This is a genomic window from Pseudoflavonifractor sp. MCC625, from assembly GCF_018784545.1.
GTDB classification, from domain to species: domain Bacteria; phylum Bacillota; class Clostridia; order Oscillospirales; family Oscillospiraceae; genus Pseudoflavonifractor_A; species Pseudoflavonifractor_A gallinarum.
On the sequence record NZ_WQOJ01000048.1, the window covers coordinates 103,977 to 122,392 of the forward strand.

The 18,416-nt window shown below is 63.9% G+C and carries 14 protein-coding genes; 2 read left to right on the forward strand and 12 right to left on the reverse strand.

Annotated features, from left to right (window positions below; translation table 11 throughout):
• Window positions 1–4 precede the first annotated feature (4 nt).
• The 12 genes from GPK94_RS14895 to GPK94_RS14950 form a co-directional block, all read right to left on the reverse strand.
• Window positions 5–1,213 carry an ATP-grasp domain-containing protein gene (locus GPK94_RS14895; protein WP_186963147.1) on the reverse strand — a complete coding sequence of 403 codons (1,209 nt, stop codon included), beginning with the start codon at window positions 1,211–1,213 and terminating at the stop codon, window positions 5–7.
• A gap of 76 nt (window positions 1,214–1,289) precedes the next feature.
• Entirely contained in the window at window positions 1,290–3,527 is a 2,238-nt protein-coding gene (locus GPK94_RS14900) for a bifunctional (p)ppGpp synthetase/guanosine-3',5'-bis(diphosphate) 3'-pyrophosphohydrolase (protein WP_193535834.1), read from the reverse strand.
• Window positions 3,528–3,560: 33 nt separating this feature from the next.
• Complete coding sequence (gene recJ, locus GPK94_RS14905; protein WP_215656164.1) at window positions 3,561–5,630, reverse strand: single-stranded-DNA-specific exonuclease RecJ; 2,070 nt, start codon at window positions 5,628–5,630, stop codon at window positions 3,561–3,563.
• Between the two features lie 74 nt (window positions 5,631–5,704).
• Window positions 5,705–6,850: an MFS transporter gene (locus GPK94_RS14910; protein WP_215656165.1), complete on the reverse strand. Its 1,146-nt coding sequence runs from the start codon at window positions 6,848–6,850 to the stop codon at window positions 5,705–5,707.
• A gap of 145 nt (window positions 6,851–6,995) precedes the next feature.
• Window positions 6,996–8,876 (reverse strand): glycoside hydrolase family 13 protein, encoded by a 1,881-nt coding sequence (locus GPK94_RS14915; RefSeq protein ID WP_215656166.1) that lies wholly within the window; start codon window positions 8,874–8,876, stop codon window positions 6,996–6,998.
• A gap of 36 nt (window positions 8,877–8,912) precedes the next feature.
• Window positions 8,913–11,144: a penicillin-binding transpeptidase domain-containing protein gene (locus GPK94_RS14920; protein ID WP_215656167.1), complete on the reverse strand. Its 2,232-nt coding sequence runs from the start codon at window positions 11,142–11,144 to the stop codon at window positions 8,913–8,915.
• A 54-nt stretch (window positions 11,145–11,198) separates the two neighbouring features.
• Window positions 11,199–11,711 (reverse strand): rod shape-determining protein MreD, encoded by a 513-nt coding sequence (locus GPK94_RS14925; protein WP_193535825.1) that lies wholly within the window; start codon window positions 11,709–11,711, stop codon window positions 11,199–11,201.
• Between the two features lie 12 nt (window positions 11,712–11,723).
• Window positions 11,724–12,566, reverse strand: coding sequence for a rod shape-determining protein MreC (mreC, locus tag GPK94_RS14930; protein ID WP_101692415.1), 843 nt, complete (start codon window positions 12,564–12,566; stop codon window positions 11,724–11,726).
• 18 nt (window positions 12,567–12,584) lie between these two features.
• Window positions 12,585–13,181 carry a Maf family protein gene (locus GPK94_RS14935; RefSeq protein WP_101692416.1) on the reverse strand — a complete coding sequence of 199 codons (597 nt, stop codon included), beginning with the start codon at window positions 13,179–13,181 and terminating at the stop codon, window positions 12,585–12,587.
• A 15-nt stretch (window positions 13,182–13,196) separates the two neighbouring features.
• Window positions 13,197–13,646 carry a dUTP diphosphatase gene (gene dut / locus GPK94_RS14940; protein WP_101692417.1) on the reverse strand — a complete coding sequence of 150 codons (450 nt, stop codon included), beginning with the start codon at window positions 13,644–13,646 and terminating at the stop codon, window positions 13,197–13,199.
• Between the two features lie 33 nt (window positions 13,647–13,679).
• Window positions 13,680–15,761: a U32 family peptidase gene (locus GPK94_RS14945; RefSeq protein WP_215656168.1), complete on the reverse strand. Its 2,082-nt coding sequence runs from the start codon at window positions 15,759–15,761 to the stop codon at window positions 13,680–13,682.
• Window positions 15,762–15,842: 81 nt separating this feature from the next.
• A complete protein-coding gene (locus GPK94_RS14950; protein WP_101692419.1) occupies window positions 15,843–16,157 on the reverse strand; it encodes a cell division protein ZapA in 315 nt (104 codons plus the stop codon).
• 241 nt (window positions 16,158–16,398) lie between these two features.
• Here GPK94_RS14950 and GPK94_RS14955 point away from each other — a divergent pair, with 241 nt between their 5' ends.
• Window positions 16,399–17,379 (forward strand): DnaD domain protein, encoded by a 981-nt coding sequence (locus tag GPK94_RS14955; RefSeq protein WP_193535821.1) that lies wholly within the window; start codon window positions 16,399–16,401, stop codon window positions 17,377–17,379.
• A gap of 3 nt (window positions 17,380–17,382) precedes the next feature.
• Window positions 17,383–18,390 carry an ATP-binding protein gene (locus GPK94_RS14960; protein ID WP_101692421.1) on the forward strand — a complete coding sequence of 336 codons (1,008 nt, stop codon included), beginning with the start codon at window positions 17,383–17,385 and terminating at the stop codon, window positions 18,388–18,390.
• Window positions 18,391–18,416: the final 26 nt, after the last annotated feature.

The window sequence follows — 18,416 nt, forward strand, 5'->3', positions numbered from 1 at the left end:
TCGGTCAGTTGGCTTTCTCCATGGAGCTGGCATAGCGCTTCTTGTAGCGCCACTGATCCCGGATGATGCGCAGCTTGTGGATCAGATTGCGGTCGGCCTTGTAAAAGAGGGGGTTGACCACCGCGTTTTGCTCTTCCAGGGCCTTCATCTCCCCGTGGAAGCGCTTGGGAATGTAGTCGTAGGCCACACTCCGGGGAATGACCCGCCACATATGGCGGTTCTTCGTGATGGTCAGCTCGCAGCTCTTGTGCTCGATGCGGTCCTCCACCAGATATTTGGCCAGGTTGTAGCCCGCGCCGGTGACGTAGTAGTTGCTCCGTCCCTGGCGGGTATTGATCTCAAAGACCTTGAACTTGCCGTCCCGCTGGTCGTACTTCACATCGAAGTTGGAGAAGCCGGTATAGCCGATGGCCTCCAGGAAGGAACGGAGCTTCTCGCACAGCTCGGGCTCGGGCTCGGTGATGATGACGGCGTGGTTGCCGATGCCGTGGCGGGTATGCTCCTCCAGGAGCACGTGGCCCACGCACATGAGACGCACCTTGCCGTCCTCGCCGGAGTAGTTGGTGACCACCCGCATGAAGCTGTCATCCCCGGGGATGAAGTCCTGAATGATGAGGGAGTCCTCATAGCCGTGCTCATAGATCTCGTCCAGCACCCGGTCTACCTCCTCCCGGGTCTGGAGGATATAGGCCTTCTTCTGGGTGTCAAAGGGATGGTCCCAGTAGGTGGCCGACTCGGCCGGCTTCACCACGAAGGGGCCGGAGAAGGGGAGGGTGAAGTCGTGCCCCATGCCCTTTTTGTAGACAAAGGTGGCGGGGTGGTCGATGCCGTGCTGATCGCACAGCTCGTAGAATTTCTCCTTGTGGATCAGGACCTCCATGGTGGCCAGATCGATATAGGGCGCAATGACATTTTCCGGGAAATGGGGCAGATTGCAGGCGATGGAGGTCAGATAGTTGTCTCCGCAGCCCAGCACGATGACCTTCCGGTCGGAGAACTCGGCGGCCACCTTCTTCACATTCTCCAGCACCACCTCCGGGGCGTCGTTGTTGGCGCACACCCGGTAGTCGATGATGTCGCTGCCTACGCAGGGGCCGGAGGGATACATCCCATAGGCCACGGTACGCACGCCGTAGGCCTCATGAAAGGCCCGGGCCATGCTGTACACATTGATATCCGCCCCCAGCAGAAGGGGCACAAAACGCTTTTCCATTGAACACGCCTCCACAGCGGAGGGAGCCCCTCCAACGGCGGTACTCCCTGGAATAATGATTGTATAACGGACTGGCTCAGCCCGTGGTACGCTTGACCTGATAGACCCCCTGGATCTGCCCCAGCTTGTTGATGACGCTGGTCAGCTCGTCCTGGTTCTTGACCTCCAGCAGAATGGAGGCAATGGCGTAGCCGTCGGGAGTGGCGTGGACGTTGAGTCCGTTCACCTTCACCTTGGCGGCGGAGAGGACCATGGCCACATCCAGGGTCAGGCCGTCCCGGTCCTTGGCCGAGATGTCCAGCGCGGTCTGGTAGGTGGTCTGATCTCCCGCCACCCAGGAGACCTTGACCCAGCGCCCGGCCTCCTCGGGCTTTCGCTTCTCCGGGGCGCAGTTGGGACAGTCGGAGCGGTGGACCGATACGCCGAAGCCCCGGGTGATAAAGCCCACCACCGGGTCCCCGGGCACGGGGGTACAGCACTTGGCAAACTTGACCAGACAGTTGTCCAGTCCCTCCACCACGATGCCGTTGGAGGAGCGCTTGGGGGTCTTGGCCGCGGCGGGCTCCTGCTTGGGCGGTGTGCTCCGGCCGGGCAGGATGACCGGGGTCTGCTCCGCCTGGAGGGCGGCGCTGCGCTCGGCCTGCACCCGGTTGAGGCGGCTGATCTCGTCTTTGATGCGCACCACCGCCTTCTGGGCGCTCATACCGCCGTAACCGATGGCGGCATAGAGTTCGTCCAGAGAGCCGAAACGCACCTTCTTGAGGATGTGGGGGAGCATCTCCTCGGTGGTAATAGAGGCCAGAGAGATCCCCGCGTGCTTGAGCTCGGACTCGAAGGAGGCCCGGCCGGTGGCGATATTCTCCTCCCGGCGCTCCTTTTTGAACCACTGGCGGATCTTGTTGCGGGCCTCGTTGGATTTACACAGCTTCATCCAGTCACGGCTGGGGCCGTGGGCCGACTTGGAGGTGATGACCTCCACGATCTGGCCGTTCTGGAGCTGGGTATCAAAGGGCACCATGCGGCCGTTGACCTTGGCCCCTGTCATGTGGTTGCCCACCGCCGAGTGGATGGAGTAGGCAAAGTCAATGGGGGTGGCCCCGGCGGGCAGGTTGATGATGTCGCCGTTGGGAGTGAAGACGAAGACCTCGTCGGCAAAGAGGTCCACCCGCATGGAGCGCAGGAATTCCTCCGCGTCGGTGGTCTGCTGGGCCTCCAGGAGCTTGCGCACCCACTCGAAGGCCGACTCGCTGCCCAGATTCTGGTTGGCCATGCCCTGCTTGTACTTCCAGTGGGCGGCGATGCCGTACTCCGCCGTGTGGTGCATCTCCCAGGTGCGGATCTGCACCTCGAAGGGAAGGCCCTCCCGGCCGATGACGGTGGTGTGGAGGGACTGGTACATGTTGGGCTTGGGGGTGCCGATATAGTCCTTAAAGCGGCCCAGCACCGGCTTGAACATGTCGTGGATACAGCCCAGCACATTGTAGCAGGAGGGAATGTCGTCCACGATGACCCGGAAGGCGTAGAGATCAAAGATCTCATCCATGGTCTTGTTCTGCCCGTACATCTTGCGGTAGATGGAGTAGGCGTGCTTGATGCGCCCGTAGACGGTGGCCTTGATCCCCTCCTCGGCCAGCCGCTCCTCGATCTTCCGCTGGATGGTGGCCATAAACTCCTCGTGGGCGGCGGCCCGGGTGGCCAGCTCGTCGCTGATCTCCTTGTAGCCCACCGGGTCCAGGTACTGGAGAGAGGTGTCCTCCAGCTCCCACTTGACCCGCTGCATGCCCAAGCGGTGGGCAATGGGGGCATAGATCTCCATGGTCTCCAGGGCCTTTTCCCGCTGCTTCTTGGGGGACTGGTACTGCATGGTACGCATGTTGTGCAGGCGGTCGCAGATCTTGATGAGGATGACCCGGATGTCCTTGGCCATGGCCATGAGCATCTTGCGCAGATTCTCCATCTGCTCCTCTTCCTTGGAGACATACTTGACCTGGGTCAGCTTGGTCACACCGTCCACCAGATCGGCCACGCTCTTGCCGAAGCGCTTGGCCACGTCGTCATAGGTGGCGTTGGTGTCCTCCACCGTGTCGTGGAGGAGAGATGCGATGATGGAGTCAGTATCCAGCTCCAGCTCCGCGGCGATCTCGGCCACGGCCAGCGGATGGGTGATATAGGGGGATCCATCCTTGCGCATCTGCCCCGTGTGGGCATTGTCGGCATAGGAGAAGGCGTCATAGAGCCGCTTGGTATCCACCCCGGGGTTGTAGGCTTTGATCTTATCCTCCAGCGCCTGATATCGCTCTAAAATAGGGTCCATACGATCACCACATTTCGTTGAGATGGGCGGCCCTCAGCCGCTCATCAGCTGTCGGAGCCGTTGCAGAATGGCGGACTGCTCCAGATCCACCTTTCCCTCCACCTTCTGGAGGGAGATCCGGAAGCAGCCGGCGTGTTGTTCCAGGGAAATCAGCCCCCGCTCGTCAAAGACCTCCAGGCACACCAGGGTGCGGGGCAGGGGGGCATGGCGTCCGAAATCCCGGGACAGGTTCCGGGTCAGACGGCGGGGCGTCTCCTCCAGCTCTGCGCCGCCGGAACGGACCTTCAGATAGCGCCAGAGGGTGACAAACTCCTCCCGGCTGGGCAGGAGAAAGGCGGCCTCCTGTGGGCTCAGATCTTCCCCCCGGGCAAAGCGCTCATAGAGGGCCTGTTCACTCTGGGCCCGGGTCATCCCGGGACGCAGATCCGTGATCTGGAGCTGCACCGAGCGCCAGCCCCGGTACTCGTTGATCTGGGGACAGAAGGCGATATCCACCCGGTCCCCGGGCCGCACCCCCGCCTCGGCGGCGGTGGCGGCAAAAAAGATGGCGTCAAAGGGCTTTCCGCCCGCCAGGAGGCGGAGCTTGAGGTGGCGTCCGCCGCCCACCTCATTGAGGGAGGAGACCGTACAGCCCCCCAGGAAAAAGACCGGCTTCTCATTTCCCGCGCCATAGGGCTCCAGGATGTCCAGTGCCTCCACCTGTTCCTGGGTGAGGATCGAGGGGTCTGGAATATCCGCGTCAATCTCCAGCTCGGAGGTCATTTCCTCTCCGCCGGTGCGCAGACGGACCAGCTCGTTCATCCGGCGGCGGAAGGCCGGGATCTGTTCCTCCCGGATGGTAAAGCCGGCGGCCAGCTCATGCCCGCCGAAGCCCTCCAGCAGCTCGGCACAGGACTCCAGCGCGGCAAAGAGGTTGAACCCGCCAAAAGACCGGCAGGAGCCCTTTCCGTGCCCGTCCTGAAGGCAGATCATGAAGGTGGGGCAGGAGTACTTCTCCGACAGGCGGGAGGCCACAATGCCCACCACGCCCTGGTGCCACCCCTCTCCGGCCAGGACCAGAGCGCTTCGCTCCTCCGGCGGCGCGCTCTCGGCCAGGCGGGCACACTGGGCAAAGATATCCGCCTCAATGGACTGCCGCTCCCGGTTGAGGCTGCACAGCTCCTTGGCCAGCTCCTCGCCCCGCACCGGGTCGGCGGTCAGGAGCAGCTCGGCCGCCACCCGGGCGCATCCCATCCGCCCGGCGGCGTTGATGCGGGGGGCCAGGGTGTATCCGATGGCCATGGAGGTCAGGGGCTTTTCGCTCAGTCCCGCCTCCCGCAGCAGGGCGGCCAGTCCGGGGCGGCGGGTATGGCGGAGGGAGGAGAGTCCCATCTGTACGATGGAGCGGTTCTCTCCGGTCAGGAGCATCACATCGGCCACCGTGCCGATGGCGGCCAGGTCGGCATACTGCCGCAGGAGCGTGGGCCGCTCCTCCATCTCTCCCAGGGCCAGCACCAGCTTGAGGGCAACCCCCACGCCGGCCAGGGACTTGAAGGGATAGGGACAGTCGCCCCGCCGGGGGTCCACCACCGCGAGAGCGGCGGGCAGTTCCTCCTTGCACTCGTGATGGTCGGTAATGACCAGATCCATGCCCAGCTCCGCGGCGTGGCGGGCCTCCTCCACCGCGGTGATCCCGCAGTCCACGGTAATGATCAGGGTGACTCCCTGGGCGTGGAGGGTGTCCACGGCTGCACAGCTGAGTCCATAGCCCTCCTCCATCCGGTCGGGGATATAGGGCACCACATCCGCCCCCCGGCTGCGCAGAAAACTGGTGAGGAGGCAGGTGGAGGTAATGCCGTCCACGTCATAGTCTCCGTAGACAGCCACCAACTCTCCCTGCTCTACCGCGCGCCGGATGCGCTCCACTGCCCGGTCCATGTCCCGGAGCAGGAGGGGGTCCTCCAGGCGCTCTGGTCCGCCCGCCAGAAACTCCCTGGCCTTCTCGGGCGTGTCAATGCCACGGGCCGAGAGGACCAGGGCGGGAAGATCCGGGATGCCCGCCTCCTCCAGGGCCGCCCGGCCCGTTCCGTCTCCGGCGGGGCGCTTCCACTGCTGATATTTCATTGGCTTCGCCCTCCTTTCCGGTAAGACGGTAAAAATTACCCTTTATTATATCAAATATACCCCAAAAATACAAGTCAACGGCGTCTTTCATCCTGCCAAAGCAGAAGGCTTCCCGCCCAGCAGAAGACCGCCCCCAGCAGAAAACCTCCGGGCAGCCACTGTTCTGCTGTCCAGCCCAGGACCGGGGCCAGTAAAACCCCGGTACATTCCAGCACCATGGCATTGCAGGAGAGCCGGGCAGCCCGTCCACCGGGGCTCACCCGCTCATTCTGCACCGCAAGGGCCAGGGGCGCTGCACAGGAGCGCAGGGCAGCCAGCAGGGGGATACCTAGGGCGGAGACGGCCGGCGCGGTGGTGACGGCCAACAGCAGACAGACTGCGCCCCCCGCCGCAATCAGCCGCCGGCAGACCCGCTCCGGCCCGCCCGGCCCCACCAGCCGGTGGGCCAGGGCGCCGCTCAGTCCGGCCCCGGCACTCAGGGCCGCCAGGACTCCAAAGGCCCCCTCTGCAATCCCACAGCGCCCGTACTGAAGCTGGCTGAAAAAGGTGACTGCCGCCTGGGCCGTCTGATCGAAGAGGGCCACACCCAGCAAAAAGGCCAGCATCCTCCGGCTCTCCCGCAGCATCTCGCCCAGAGGCGGGCGGGGTTCCCGGGCCTGCTCCTCGGCCCGCTGTCCCTCCGGCTCCCGCAGCAGTAAGGTGACCCCTAGGGCCAGGGTATAGCTCCCCACGGTCAGCAGCGCGGAGAGGCGGTAATCCCCGCCCAGCAGGGGCCAGGCCAGGGAGGCCAGCAGCAATCCCGCCACCTGTACGCCCTGCCAGCGGGCAAAGACCCGGCGGTGCTCTTCCGGGTCCCGGCAGCAGGCATAGAGATAGGCCGTGTCACAGCCGCTCAGCCCGGCCTGGGCAAAAGAAAGCAGCAGCCGTTCCGCCAAAAAGCCCCATACCGTCTCGGCCCGCCAGAATACCACCTTGGAGAGGGCCAGCACGCCGAAGCACAGTACCATGGACCGCCGGTGCCCGATCCGGTCAGCCCAGCGGCCCCAGGGCACCTCCAGTCCCAGCATGACCAGCAGGGAGATCCCCTCAATGACCTGCATCTGGGTGAGGGTCACCCCCGCTTGCAGGCGGTAGAGGGTGGCGATGGGGTTATAAAATACCATGCCCTGGAGGGCATAGGCCAAAAAAAGAAGCGTCCGGTTTCGTCTGTTCCGTTCCAATACCGATTCCTCCTGATCCGGATGTTTTACACATGCCAAAGCACGCCCTCCCATGGGAGGGCGCCTCCGGTATCCGATCAGTTGGCATCAGATGGGACGGTACATGGCGATTCCGCGCTCCTTTTTTCATAATCTTTCCAATCGTTTACTTCGCCCGGCAGGCAAGATGCAGGCGCAGGGGAACCAGCAGCCGTGCCGTACAGGGGGGCAGGGCCGCCTCCATGGTGCGGGCGCCGGGCGCAGGGAAGACCTCTCCGGTGAGCAGATCTTTCATAGGACCGGAAAGAGGCAGGGAAGCCGGTTCTGCTCCGGCGTTCAGAGCTACCAGCACGCTCTCCTCCTCCCAGGTACGCCGGAAGGCCAGCACCGGTCCGTCGGCCTCCACATAGGAAATATCTCCCCTCCGCAGGGCCTGGGACCAGCTGCGGATGCAGCCCAGAGCAGTGAACCAGCTCACCAGCTCACCGTCCTCCCGTCCCCAGGGGAAGGTACGGCGGTTGAAGGGATCTTCAAAGCCCTCCATCCCGGCCTCATCCCCGTAATACAGGGTGGGGGAGCCCGGGAAGGCGTAGAGCAGCACCGCGCCCAGCTTGAGCCGGGCCTTGCCCCGGGCATACTCCTCTTCGCTCATGCGGAAGTCGGCCCGCCAGGATTTGGGGTACTCCGTGCAGGGGGAACCCACCCCCAGCAGGGTGAGGATGCGGGGGGTATCGTGGGTCCCCAGGGCGTTCATGGCGGAATAGTAGGCGGTGGGCGGATAATTGGCCCGTAACCCCTCCATGGTCTCCCGGAACCAGCGGGCGTCCCCGCCCAGCAGATAGGAGATGGCCGCGTTGCGGAAGGGATAGTTCATCAGTCCGTCGCAGTGTCCCCCCAGAATGTGCTTGCGCCGCACCCCGTAGGCGATCTTGTTGGAGCCGTCCTCCCACACCTCGCCGATAACCACCGCGTCCTTCTTGGCCTCGCGGGCGGCGGTGTGGAGGGCGTGGACAAAGGAGTCGGGCAGCTCGTCGGCCACATCCAGCCGCCAGCCGTCCGCCCCGGCCCGCAGCCAGCGCTTGACGATGCTGTTTTCCCCCCGGATGATATAGTCGAGATAGGTGCTCTCGCTCTCATTGACCGCCGGGAGGGAGTAGATCCCCCACCAGGAGTCGTACCGGTCGGGCCAGTGGGTGAAATGATACCAGGGATAATAGGGGCTCTCCGTGGACTGGGCCGCACCGGGCACCTCTGAGGGGTAGGAGCCGTCCCCGTTGAAATAGCGGCTGATATAGCCCGTGTGGTTGAACACACCGTCCAGCATAATGCGCATCCCCAGGTGGTGGGCCTCCTCACACAGGAGGCGGAACTGGGCCTCGTCCCCCAGCATGGGGTCAATCTTCTCATAGTCGCCAGTGCCGTAGCGGTGGTTTTCCACCCCCTCAAAGATGGGGCAGAAGTAGATGGTCTCCACCCCCAGACGCCGCAGATAGGTCAGCTTCTCCCGGACCCCGGCGAGGCTCCCGCCGAAAAAGTCCCGGTTGCGGATCTCGCCGTGCTCATCGGGAAGGTAGACCGGCTCCTCCTCCCAGCTCTGATGGACGGTTCGTCCGCCCACCATACCGGTCGGGTCGGGAATGGCACGCCGGCGGAAGCGGTCGGGAAAGATCTGGTAGGTAAGCCCCTCTCCAAACCACCCGGGGACCGTCTCAGAGTCGTCATAGACGGTGAGCTGATACTCGCCCAGCTCCGCACTGCGTCCGTCCAATCCCTCCAGGCGCAGGGTATACCAGACCAGCCCCACGTATTCCCCTGTCTCCAGCGTGCCGGTGAAGACATCCCGGGCGCCCTCGATCCCATGCCAGAGCAAGATGTGCTCCACCACGGCATTGTCCCGGCTCTCAAACCGGGCGGTGAGAATCACGCGGGAGTATCCCCCCGCCCGGGGCGGGCGGACGGTAAAGCGTACCTGGGTCCCCGCCGGGACCGCGCCGTAGGGAAACTTACTCTCCGGGTCCCGGGGATCGAAGATAAAGGGGTTCGTCATGGACATTCCTTCCAATCTTCCAAAGTTGAACTGCGCTCAGCGGATGAGCACGCCCTCGCCATTGACGGCCTGGGAGGTTCCCGACTGTCCAAAGTAGACCGAGAGCACATCGGCGGCCACTGCCGCCAGACCGCCGCCCGAGTCACCGTGCTCGGCCACCAGGGCGATGGCGATCTCCGGGTCATCATAGGGGGCAAAGCACACAAAGACGGCGTTGGCCTCGGTGGTCTCCGAGCCTACCTGGGCGGTACCGGTCTTGGCACCCACCTCTACGGGCAGGTCTTTAAAGTACTTGGATACGCTGCCCTCGGTGCCCAGCAGGTACATGCCGTACTTGACCGCCTCCAGGTTCTCCTCACTGATGTTGATGGTGTCCAGGGGCTCCGGCTCATTCTCCAGCACCACCTGGGAGTAGTCGCTGCTCTTGACCGTCTGGAGCAGATGGGCAGGATAGTGGTTTCCGCCGTTGACCAGCGTGGCGATGTAGTTGGCCAGCTGGAGGGGGGTACACAGGGTATTGCCCTGTCCGATGGCAGCCGAGAGGAGCAGTCCGCCATACCATTCCTGATTCAGACGCTCACTGGTCTCCGGTCCGGCCACATAGCCGGTATACTCGGGCACCTCGATGCCGGTGGACTGACCCAGACCGAACATGGCGGCGTACTCATCCAGCAGGTCGATCCCCAGCCGGTCGGCCAGGGTAAAGAAGAAGACGTTGCAGGAGTCCTCAATAGCATGGGCCATATCCTCCCAGCCATGGGTGCCTCCCTGCTGGCGATAAATCCAGCATTTCGGATGGTAGTCTCCGTAGGGGTATTTTTCTCCCTCCGGATAGCGGAAATAACCCGTATCCAGGATCTCCTCATAGGGGGTGGTCAGCCCCTCCTGAAGGGCGGCCACACCGGTGATCATCTTAAAGGTGGAGCCGGGGGAGTAGAGTCCCATGGTGGCCCGGTTATACAGGGGACGCAGGGGGTCCTTGAGCAGCTCATTGTAGAGGCTGCTGTCCTTATAGGCCTGGGATATGTCGAAGGTAGGATAGGAGGCGATAGCCTTCACTCCGCCCTTCATGTCGATGACCACGCCTGCCGCACCCTCTACCGTGTCGGAGAGTCCGGGCACCCGGGTAGCCAGAGACTGCTCCAGCGCCTCCTGAAGGCGCAGGTCAATGGTGGTGACCACATTGTTGCCCGGTTTGGGGGCCATGGGCTCTCCGGTCTCGGGGTCGGTCTTCCAGGTCTCGCTGACCACCTTTCCCTCGCTGTTGAGCTCCACGATCTGGGTGCCCTCCTCGCCCCGGAGATAGGACTCGAAGGCCTTCTCCATGCCTTCCTTTCCCACAATATCGTCCATTTTATAGCCGTTATTCTTGTAATAGGAGTCCTCCTCGTTCCACTCTTCCGCAAAAATGGGACCCACGCGCCCCAGGATGTGGGCGGCGTAGGAGGTCTCATAGACCCGGGTGGTGGTGGGCTCGATCTTGACGCCCTTGAGGCCCTGCTCCTTGACGGCGGTGATAAAGCGGATATCCACGTCCTGGGCAAAAATATATTCGCTGGTAGCCGCGCCTTTGCTGCGCAGGGTAAGCTCATAGAGCACGCCAATCAGGTCCCTGGCCTCCTCATCGGGCATGGTGGGATCGATGCCGAAGTAATCCTTCATCTTGGCGATGAGAGGGGCGGCTGAAACCGTATCCTCCGGCGCGGCGGGGGTCTCCGCCGCCTGGGTCCCGGTCTCGGTGGTCTGGGAGGCGGCATCCACCGCCTTCCGGTAGGCCTCCCACTCCTCGCCCAGCGCCACGCCGGAGGCTGACGCGGTCTCCCAGCTGCTGTTGTTCTCGCTCAGGATATCCATGAGCTTGAGGAAGGCCCGGCGGTTGGTCCCCGTGGCGGTACCCAGCGTGTACTCAAAGGGAGGTGCGCCGGTGACCGGCAGGGTGTCCGTCCAGGTCACACCCTGCTCCCGGCAGATCTGAAGCAGGGCGGTGAGAATGGCGTTGCGCTCCTCCTCCGTGCCCATCACACTGGTGTTGAGGCGCACCTGGTAGGTGGAGCGGTTGGAGACCATCACCCGGCCATTGCAGTCCAGGATCTCGCCCCGGACGGCCTCTACTGTCTCGGTCTGGGCATTTCGCTTGGTAGCCTGGGCCCGGTAATAGGGGCCCTGGATGATCTGAAGCTGATAGAGCACGCCCACAAACAGGAAAAACAGCAGGCCCAACACACCCGACACCACATATACACGCCGTTGAAATTGTTTTTTGTCCATAGGGCAACCTTTCTGTTACGGGAACTCCAAATAAAACGCAGGGACAGACGCGGCTCAGAAGTGGGTCCGTTTGGGGACCCGGCGATATACCCATAAAAAGACCGCGTACACCGGGATCACAAAGGGGAGGGAACAGCCGATCTCCATCCCGGTCAGACGGAGCATGGGCCCCAGTGCATATTCCCCCCAGGCCAGGCGCAGCAGAATCCGCACGCCGTCCACAAAGGCCAGGGCCAGCAGGGCGCACACCAGGCAGCCCCACAGGTTCTGGCGCAGCACATACTGGGCCAGCAGGCCAGCGCCCAGGCCGACCAGGGCCAGGCCCAGGGGCATCCACTCCTCCATTCCTGGATAGAAGCAGGCGCACAGCAGACCCACTCCCAGGCCAAACCCGGCCCCGCCGACACAGCCCTCCAGTACGGCCACTGCCACCACGGCCAGGGGCAGAAGCATGGGCTGCACCGCCGTCACCGGCAGGCGGGTGAGGAAATACCCCTCAAAAAACCAGACGGGCAGGAGGGCCAGGGCATACACGCCCCATTTCACCAGAAAATCATGGCGGGTCAAATGGCTCCCCCCTTACTCAATAATATCAAAGCTCTTGATGACAAAGACCTGCTCCAGCGAATTGAGATCGGTCTCCGGTACGATGACCGCATAGCGGGTCATGCCCGAGGCATCGGTGAGGACCTCTTCCACGTGGCCCACCACCAGGCCGGAGGGATAGATGCCGCTCAGACCGGAGGTGAGGACCTGATCGCCCGCCATGAACTCGCTGTTCTCCGGCAGGTAGGAGAGCTTGAGCTTGCCCTCTCCCATCAGATCGAACTGTCCCTCCAGAATACCGGCGCTGTCGGTGCGGGCGATGAGGCCGCCCATCTCCAGGTCGGAGTCCACCACCGTCATCACCTGGGACCAGTTGACCCCCACTTCATCAATGATACCCACCAGGTTGCCGTATTCATCCACCACACAGTCTCCGGCCTCCACGCCTACGGAGCTTCCCTTGCTGAGAATGAGGGTGGAATCCCAGTTGGAGGAGCCGTGGGAGGTCACCGTGGCCGACTCAAACTCAAAGTCCCGCCGCTTCTCCCGCAGGCCCAGCAGATTGCGCAGGCGCTCATTTTCCTCCGCGTCGCTCTCAGCCTCCCGGAGCTGCTCTTCCAGCTTGGCATAATCCCGCTTGAGCTGCTCATATTCGGCCTGCATCTGATCCTGGAGGAACAGGCGCTGGTACTGCCCCTCGGTCCAGTTGGCCACCGCGTTGACGCCGTTGCGCACCGGCGTGGTCACGATCCCCACCAGATTGGACAGCGGATCGGCCACCCCGCCCATCAGCGCGGAGGTCACCGCCACGATGAGCGTGAGCAGAACGGCAATGATCAGTATGAGCACACCGTTGTTGCGCAGAAAATCTTTCATCGCCGCACCGTTCCTCTCTTAGCCATCCCGCTCAGCGGCCAGGGCCATACAGTGGACCCCCAGCCGCTCCAGCATACCGCCCAGGCGGCACACCGGCAGGCCCATGACATTGTAATAGTCCCCCTGGATGCCCTGGATAAAGAGGGCGCCATAGCCCTGGATGCCGTAGGCGCCGGCCTTATCCATGGGCTCCCCGGTGCGGATATAGTCCTCGATCTCCCGCTCGGACAGCTCCCGGAAGGAGACATCGGTCACCTCATACTCGGTGTACCGCTCCTCTCCTCGCAGCACCGTGACGCCGGTGTAGACCTGATGGCGGCAGCCCGAGAGGGTGGAGAGCATTTTGAAGGCCTCCAGCGCGTCGGAGGGCTTGCCCAGGACGGCGCCGTCCACCGCCACCACGGTATCGGCCGCAATGATCAGGGTATCTCCGCCCGCCCGCTCGGCCACCGCCTGGGCTTTGAGGGCGGAGAGGCGGCTGACCAGCTCCGACGGAGAGAGTCCGCCGCCCAGATTTTCGTCGATATCGGGGGACATGGTCTTGAATCCGCTCAGCCCCATCCGGGAGAGCAGCTCTTTGCGCCGGGGGGACTGGGAAGCCAGAATGATGTTCATCTTTTGTAAACTCCTTTACTTTCCGGTGGAGCCGAAGCCGCCGGCTCCCCGCTCAGTCTCATCCAGCGTCTCCACCCGCTCCAGCTGGGCCTGCACCACCGGCATCACGGCCAGCTGGGCCACCCGGTCGCCGGGCTGGATGGTATAGGGGACGTCCGACTGGTTCACCAGTCCCACCCGGATCTCCCCCCGGTAGTCGCTGTCGATGACCCCGACTCCGTTGGCCAGGGCCACCCCGTGCTTGATGCCCAGACCCGACCGGGCAAACACCAGGGCCACATAGTCCGCCGAGGGCAGGGCAATGGCGATGCCGGTGGGGAGGGACACGATCTGCCGGGGCGCAATGGTCACCGGCTCATCCATGCAGGCGCACAGGTCCATCCCGGCCGCGCCCGCACTGGCGTAAAAGGGAAAGGGAATATCGGTCCCGATCTTGGGGGACACGGCTTTGATTTTCAGATTCATGCGTATCGTTCTCCTGTCATAGGGTGGGGACGCTTACTCCACGTCCCGGTAGTAGAGGCCCCGGGTATACTCCCTGGGTTCCCAGTCGCTCCGCCCCAGGTAGCGCTCCACCGCACGGACGCACTCGGCGGGGGATTCCACTGTGAACATGAGCCGCTGGGCCCACGCCCCGCAGCGGCGGACGTCGTTTTGTTTATTCCCCAGGAAAAGGGTCTTGGAGTTGAGGATCTCATTGCGGCAGCCGTAGGCCCGCACCACCGGGAAACGGGCCCCCTTGCGGTCGGTGAGGAGGTTCTCCTCCCCCTCGCAGGCGTGGCGGCACACGCCGCCGGTGCGGTTGCGGATGATGCAGTTTTCCATAATCATCAGGGGCAGGCGGCCATAGGTGATGATCTCGGTGTCCACCGCCTTGGAGAGATCCCGGATCTGGGCCAGCTTGAGCTCAAAGGACACGGCGGCCGACTTGAGCCCCATATGGCGCAGCTCTTTGAGTGCCTGGGAGTTGAAGATCTCCAGGCCGAAGTCGCCCCGCAGGCCGAAGCCCATCTCCTTTGCCACATCCAGCATACCCAGATTGCCCACCAGGGCATCCTCCACGCCCATATCCCGCACCCGGCGGAGTTGCTCGGTCATGGTCTTCCACTCCCGGTCCCAGGCGATGCGGGGGAGAGTGACGGCCAGATTGCCCCGCCCGGCCAGTTCCGGATGGGCGGCCAGCTCCTCCAGCGGCACATAGATCAGGGCGGGGGAGAGGGCCAGAAGGGCGCCCGTCACCTGCTCGGCCCGGCTCACCGACACGGTGAGGAGGGGCTCCTCCCGCCGGTTCTCATAGCGCACACCGGGCTGGAAGGTCCCTCTCCGCCGGACAGGGGGCGCCATGCGCCGGGCAGAGAGCTCCTCCAGCGCCTCCCGCCGCAGGGCGTTGAGGGCGGCGGCCGGAAGGGAGAGTCCCTCGTCCACCACCGAGCGCACCTCCTCACAGCGGTAGGGTGTACCGCCGGTGCGGGAGAGCTGCTTCTCCACCCCCTCCGGGGTGAGGGGCTTGGTGCGGGCCGTCTCGGGGACGGGGCCCTCCACCGTGATTACATTCTCCCGGTCGTCCTTCACGCCCACCTGGGCCGGCTCACCCTTTCGGATCAGGGAGTAGAAGGTGATGGGCACCCGCTGGCTCTCCCCGTCCTCATAGGTCTGCCGGGCCAGGGCAAAGAGCTCCCGGGGTTCCTTCTGCTCCTCCCGGATGCCGAACATATCCGGTCCGGTCTTGCCCTGGTAGAAGCCCTCGGTAAAGCCCTGGCGGGAGAAAGCCTCGGTCAGCTGCCGCACCTCCTCGGCGGTGGGCTCCCGCCCCTCGCGGATGGCGGAGGCATAGACCCGGGTGATGACGGCCACATACTCGGGCCGCTTCATCCGGCCCTCCAGCTTCAGACAGGCCACGCCCATCTTCCGCAGCTCCCGCAGATGTCCGGCCAGGGACATGTCCTTGAGGGAGAGGGGGTTGCCGTCGGCCTTCCCGTTCCAGCCATAGCGCATGCGGCAGGGCTGGGCGCACAGGCCCCGGTTGCCGCTGCGCCCGCCGATGACCGAGGACATGAAGCACTGTCCCGAGTAGCACATGCACAGGGCGCCGTGGCCAAAGACCTCGATCTCGATGGGGGAGTGCTCACAGATGTAGGCGATGGCGTCCCGGGACAGCTCCCGGGAGAGCACCGCCCGGGTCATGCCGAAATCGGCCATCTTCTTCACGCCGTCCAGGTTGTGCACCGTCATCTGGGTGGAGGCGTGGATGGGCACATCGGGGGCGGCCTGGCGCACCATGCGCAGCACCCCCAGGTCCTGGACCAGGATGGCGTCCACGCCGATGTCGCTGGCGTCGGCGGCACACTCGGCGGCCGCGGGCAGTTCCCGGTCTCCCAGCAGTGTGTTGAGGGTCAGATAGACCTTACAGCCCCGGAGATGGCAGTAAGAAACCGCCGCCGCAAACTCCTCCCGGGTGAAGTTCTTCGCGTTGCGGCGGGCGTTGAAATCGCCGTATCCCATGTAGATGGCGTCGGCGCCGTTCTGTACGGCAGCATGGACGGCCTCCATGGAGCCGGCGGGTGAGAGCAATTCCAGCATACGTCCTCCTTTGTGGTATCTGGGATGGATAAAGGCAGAACACGGGGCGGCCGGAGACCGCCCCGCATCCTGCCCGGCGTCTTATTTCCGGTTCTGGAGCTTGAAGATCTCCCGCTTGGCCTCGGAGAGCTCCATTTTCAGCTTGGTGCCCTCCTCCAGGTACTCCTTGAGCTGGCGGCGCAGATTCTCCGACGCCTCCTGCTCTTTATAGTATTCATCGGCAATGTTCAGTGCCGCCAGCACCACGCTCTCCACCAGGGAAGCCCGGCCGCTGGAGAGCACTTCCTGTACTTTATTGTCCACATGACCGGCCACCCGGCGGACATAGTTTTCCTCCTCGGCGGCCACGATGGTATACTCCTGTCCCGCAATGGTGACTGTGATGTGGTTCCTCATAGCTGTGTCCTCCCGCCTGTTCTCTCGTTATAATTATGTCAACCCAATAACTCGGGTGTTCAGACTTGTCAATAGTATAACACACGCCGCCCCAACTAAAAAGCCTGATATTGTGAATTTTCCGGCCCGCAGGCCCTCCGACCGGGCGGAAGGAAAAGATTTCTCCCACCCCCGCCTTTCCCCCCGGTGGATTTTGTGGTATGATAATGTGTAATTCTGTACTGGAAAGGGGGGAGGCTCCATGGCTGGAAAACTGCTCTATCCCGGCGCCATCCTGTCGCTCTCGGCTGACTGCGCCGACCGTCTGTGTTCCGCGGGAAACGGAGATGCCGCGCTGCTCTATCTCCATCTGCTGCGCCGGGCGGGCGAGTTTGATCCCCGCCGGGCCGCCCACCTGCTCCACTGGTCCCCCGACCGGGTGGAGGAGGCCTTTGAGGCCCTGGTGAAGCTGGGTCTGGCCGACCGGAGTGAGAAGGTCTCCCCGCCGGCCGCCCCCCAGGAGCCCGAGGAGCCCCCCGAGTATACCGCCGCCGACCTCACCCGGGAGCTGGAGGACGGCTCCTCCCCCTTCCCCGGGCTGGTGGGCGAGGTCCAGCGCCGCCTGGGCAAGATCCTCTCCACCTCCGATCTGAAAATGCTCTATACCCTCTACGACTTCCTCTCCCTCCCGGCGGAGGTTATCCTTCTGCTGGTCAACTACTGTGTGGAGGAGATGGAGCACAAATACGGCCCTGGCCGCAAGCCCCGCCTCTCCCAGATCCGCAAGGAGGGCTTTGTCTGGCGGCGTCTGGGGGTGGACACCTTTGAGGCGGCCGACGCCTATCTGCGCAAGCAGGCCACCCTGCGCACCCGCACCGCCGCTGTGCTGCCCCTGCTGGGCATCACAGGCCGCGCGCCGGTGGAGGCCGAGCGCAAATACATCGCTGCCTGGCTGGACATGGGCTTTGAGGACGGGGCCATCCGCCTGGCCTATGAGCGCACCGTCCTGCAAAAGGGCAATATGAACTGGCCCTATCTCAACTCCATCCTGAAGAGCTGGCACCAGAAGGGGCTGCACACCGTGGCCCAGGTCCAGGCCGGAGATTCCGACCGGCCCCGGGTCTCCTCCGCGCCCCAGCCCATGCCCACGCCCCCCGGCGAGGCCGACCGCCGGGTGCGGGAGGACCTGGAGCGGATGCGGGAATACCTGCGCCAGCAGAGCGACGATCCCAAGGGAGGTTAAGTCATGGCATACGACTCCAATGTGCTCCGCCGAGCCACCCAGCGGCTCTCCGAGGAGCGGCGGCTCCGGGAGGAGATGCAGGACCGCCGCCGGGCTGAGATCTATCAAAAGCTCCCCCAGGTGGCCCAGATCGACCAGCAGCTGCGCCGCACCATCGTGGACATCATCGCCGCCTCCCTGCGCAGCGGGGACGACCCCGCCCCCGCCATCGGGGAGGTCAAGCGCAAAAACCAGGCCCTTCAGGAGCGCCGGACCCAGCTGCTTCTGGAAAACGGCTATCCCGCCGACGCCCTGGACGCCCGTCCCGCCTGCCCCACCTGCGGGGATACCGGCTGGGTGGGTGCCAATATGTGCTCCTGCCTGAAAAAGCTCTGCGCCCAGGAGCAGATCCGGGAGCTCTCCAAGCTCCTGGACCTGGGGGAACAGTCCTTTGACACCTTCTCCCTGGACTATTACAGCGACCGTCCCTGGCCCGGTGAGCTGGAGTCTCCCCGGGAGCGGATGGAGTTCATCCGGGACGTGTGCTACAACTATGCCAGCCGCTTCCCCAAATTCGTCTACCGCAACCTCTTCCTCACCGGCGCCCCCGGTCTGGGCAAGACCTTTCTCTCGGCCTGCATCGCCCGGGCGGTGGCCGAGAAGGGGTACTCCGTGGTCTATGACACGGCGGTGAACATTTTTGCCCGGTTTGAGGAGCAGAAGTTCTCCCGGGATGAGCTGGATATTCGGGATGCCCGGGATGAGACCCGGCGCTACCTCCACTGCGACCTGCTCATTCTGGACGACCTGGGCAGTGAGATGACCACGCCCTTTGTCCAGTCCGCCCTCTATACCCTGGTCAATACCCGCCTCACGGCGGGACGGCGGACCGTGATCTCCTCCAACCTGTCCATGGACGAGGTGCGCCGCCGCTACTCCGGTCAGACCGCCTCCCGTCTGGAGGGGGAATACCGGGTCCTGCCCTTCTACGGCGAGGACATCCGCCTGCTGCGCAAGCAGCGTCCCATCTGAACAAAAAGCTTCCCTTCCGGCCGAAT

Excerpts from the sequence above, each read along its gene's own strand:
- GPK94_RS14895 (WP_186963147.1), bottom strand. The coding sequence starts at position 1,213 with ATGGAAAAGCGTTTTGTGCCCCTTCTGCTGGGGGCGGATATCAATGTG.
- GPK94_RS14900 (WP_193535834.1), bottom strand. The coding sequence starts at position 3,527 with ATGGACCCTATTTTAGAGCGATATCAGGCGCTGGAGGATAAGATCAAA.
- recJ (WP_215656164.1), bottom strand. The coding sequence starts at position 5,630 with ATGAAATATCAGCAGTGGAAGCGCCCCGCCGGAGACGGAACGGGCCGG.
- GPK94_RS14915 (WP_215656166.1), bottom strand. The coding sequence starts at position 8,876 with ATGACGAACCCCTTTATCTTCGATCCCCGGGACCCGGAGAGTAAGTTT.
- GPK94_RS14920 (WP_215656167.1), bottom strand. The coding sequence starts at position 11,144 with ATGGACAAAAAACAATTTCAACGGCGTGTATATGTGGTGTCGGGTGTG.
- mreC (WP_101692415.1), bottom strand. The coding sequence starts at position 12,566 with ATGAAAGATTTTCTGCGCAACAACGGTGTGCTCATACTGATCATTGCC.
- GPK94_RS14935 (WP_101692416.1), bottom strand. The coding sequence starts at position 13,181 with ATGAACATCATTCTGGCTTCCCAGTCCCCCCGGCGCAAAGAGCTGCTC.
- dut (WP_101692417.1), bottom strand. The coding sequence starts at position 13,646 with ATGAATCTGAAAATCAAAGCCGTGTCCCCCAAGATCGGGACCGATATT.
- GPK94_RS14945 (WP_215656168.1), bottom strand. The coding sequence starts at position 15,761 with ATGCTGGAATTGCTCTCACCCGCCGGCTCCATGGAGGCCGTCCATGCT.
- GPK94_RS14950 (WP_101692419.1), bottom strand. The coding sequence starts at position 16,157 with ATGAGGAACCACATCACAGTCACCATTGCGGGACAGGAGTATACCATC.
- GPK94_RS14955 (WP_193535821.1), top strand. The coding sequence starts at position 16,399 with ATGGCTGGAAAACTGCTCTATCCCGGCGCCATCCTGTCGCTCTCGGCT.
- GPK94_RS14960 (WP_101692421.1), top strand. The coding sequence starts at position 17,383 with ATGGCATACGACTCCAATGTGCTCCGCCGAGCCACCCAGCGGCTCTCC.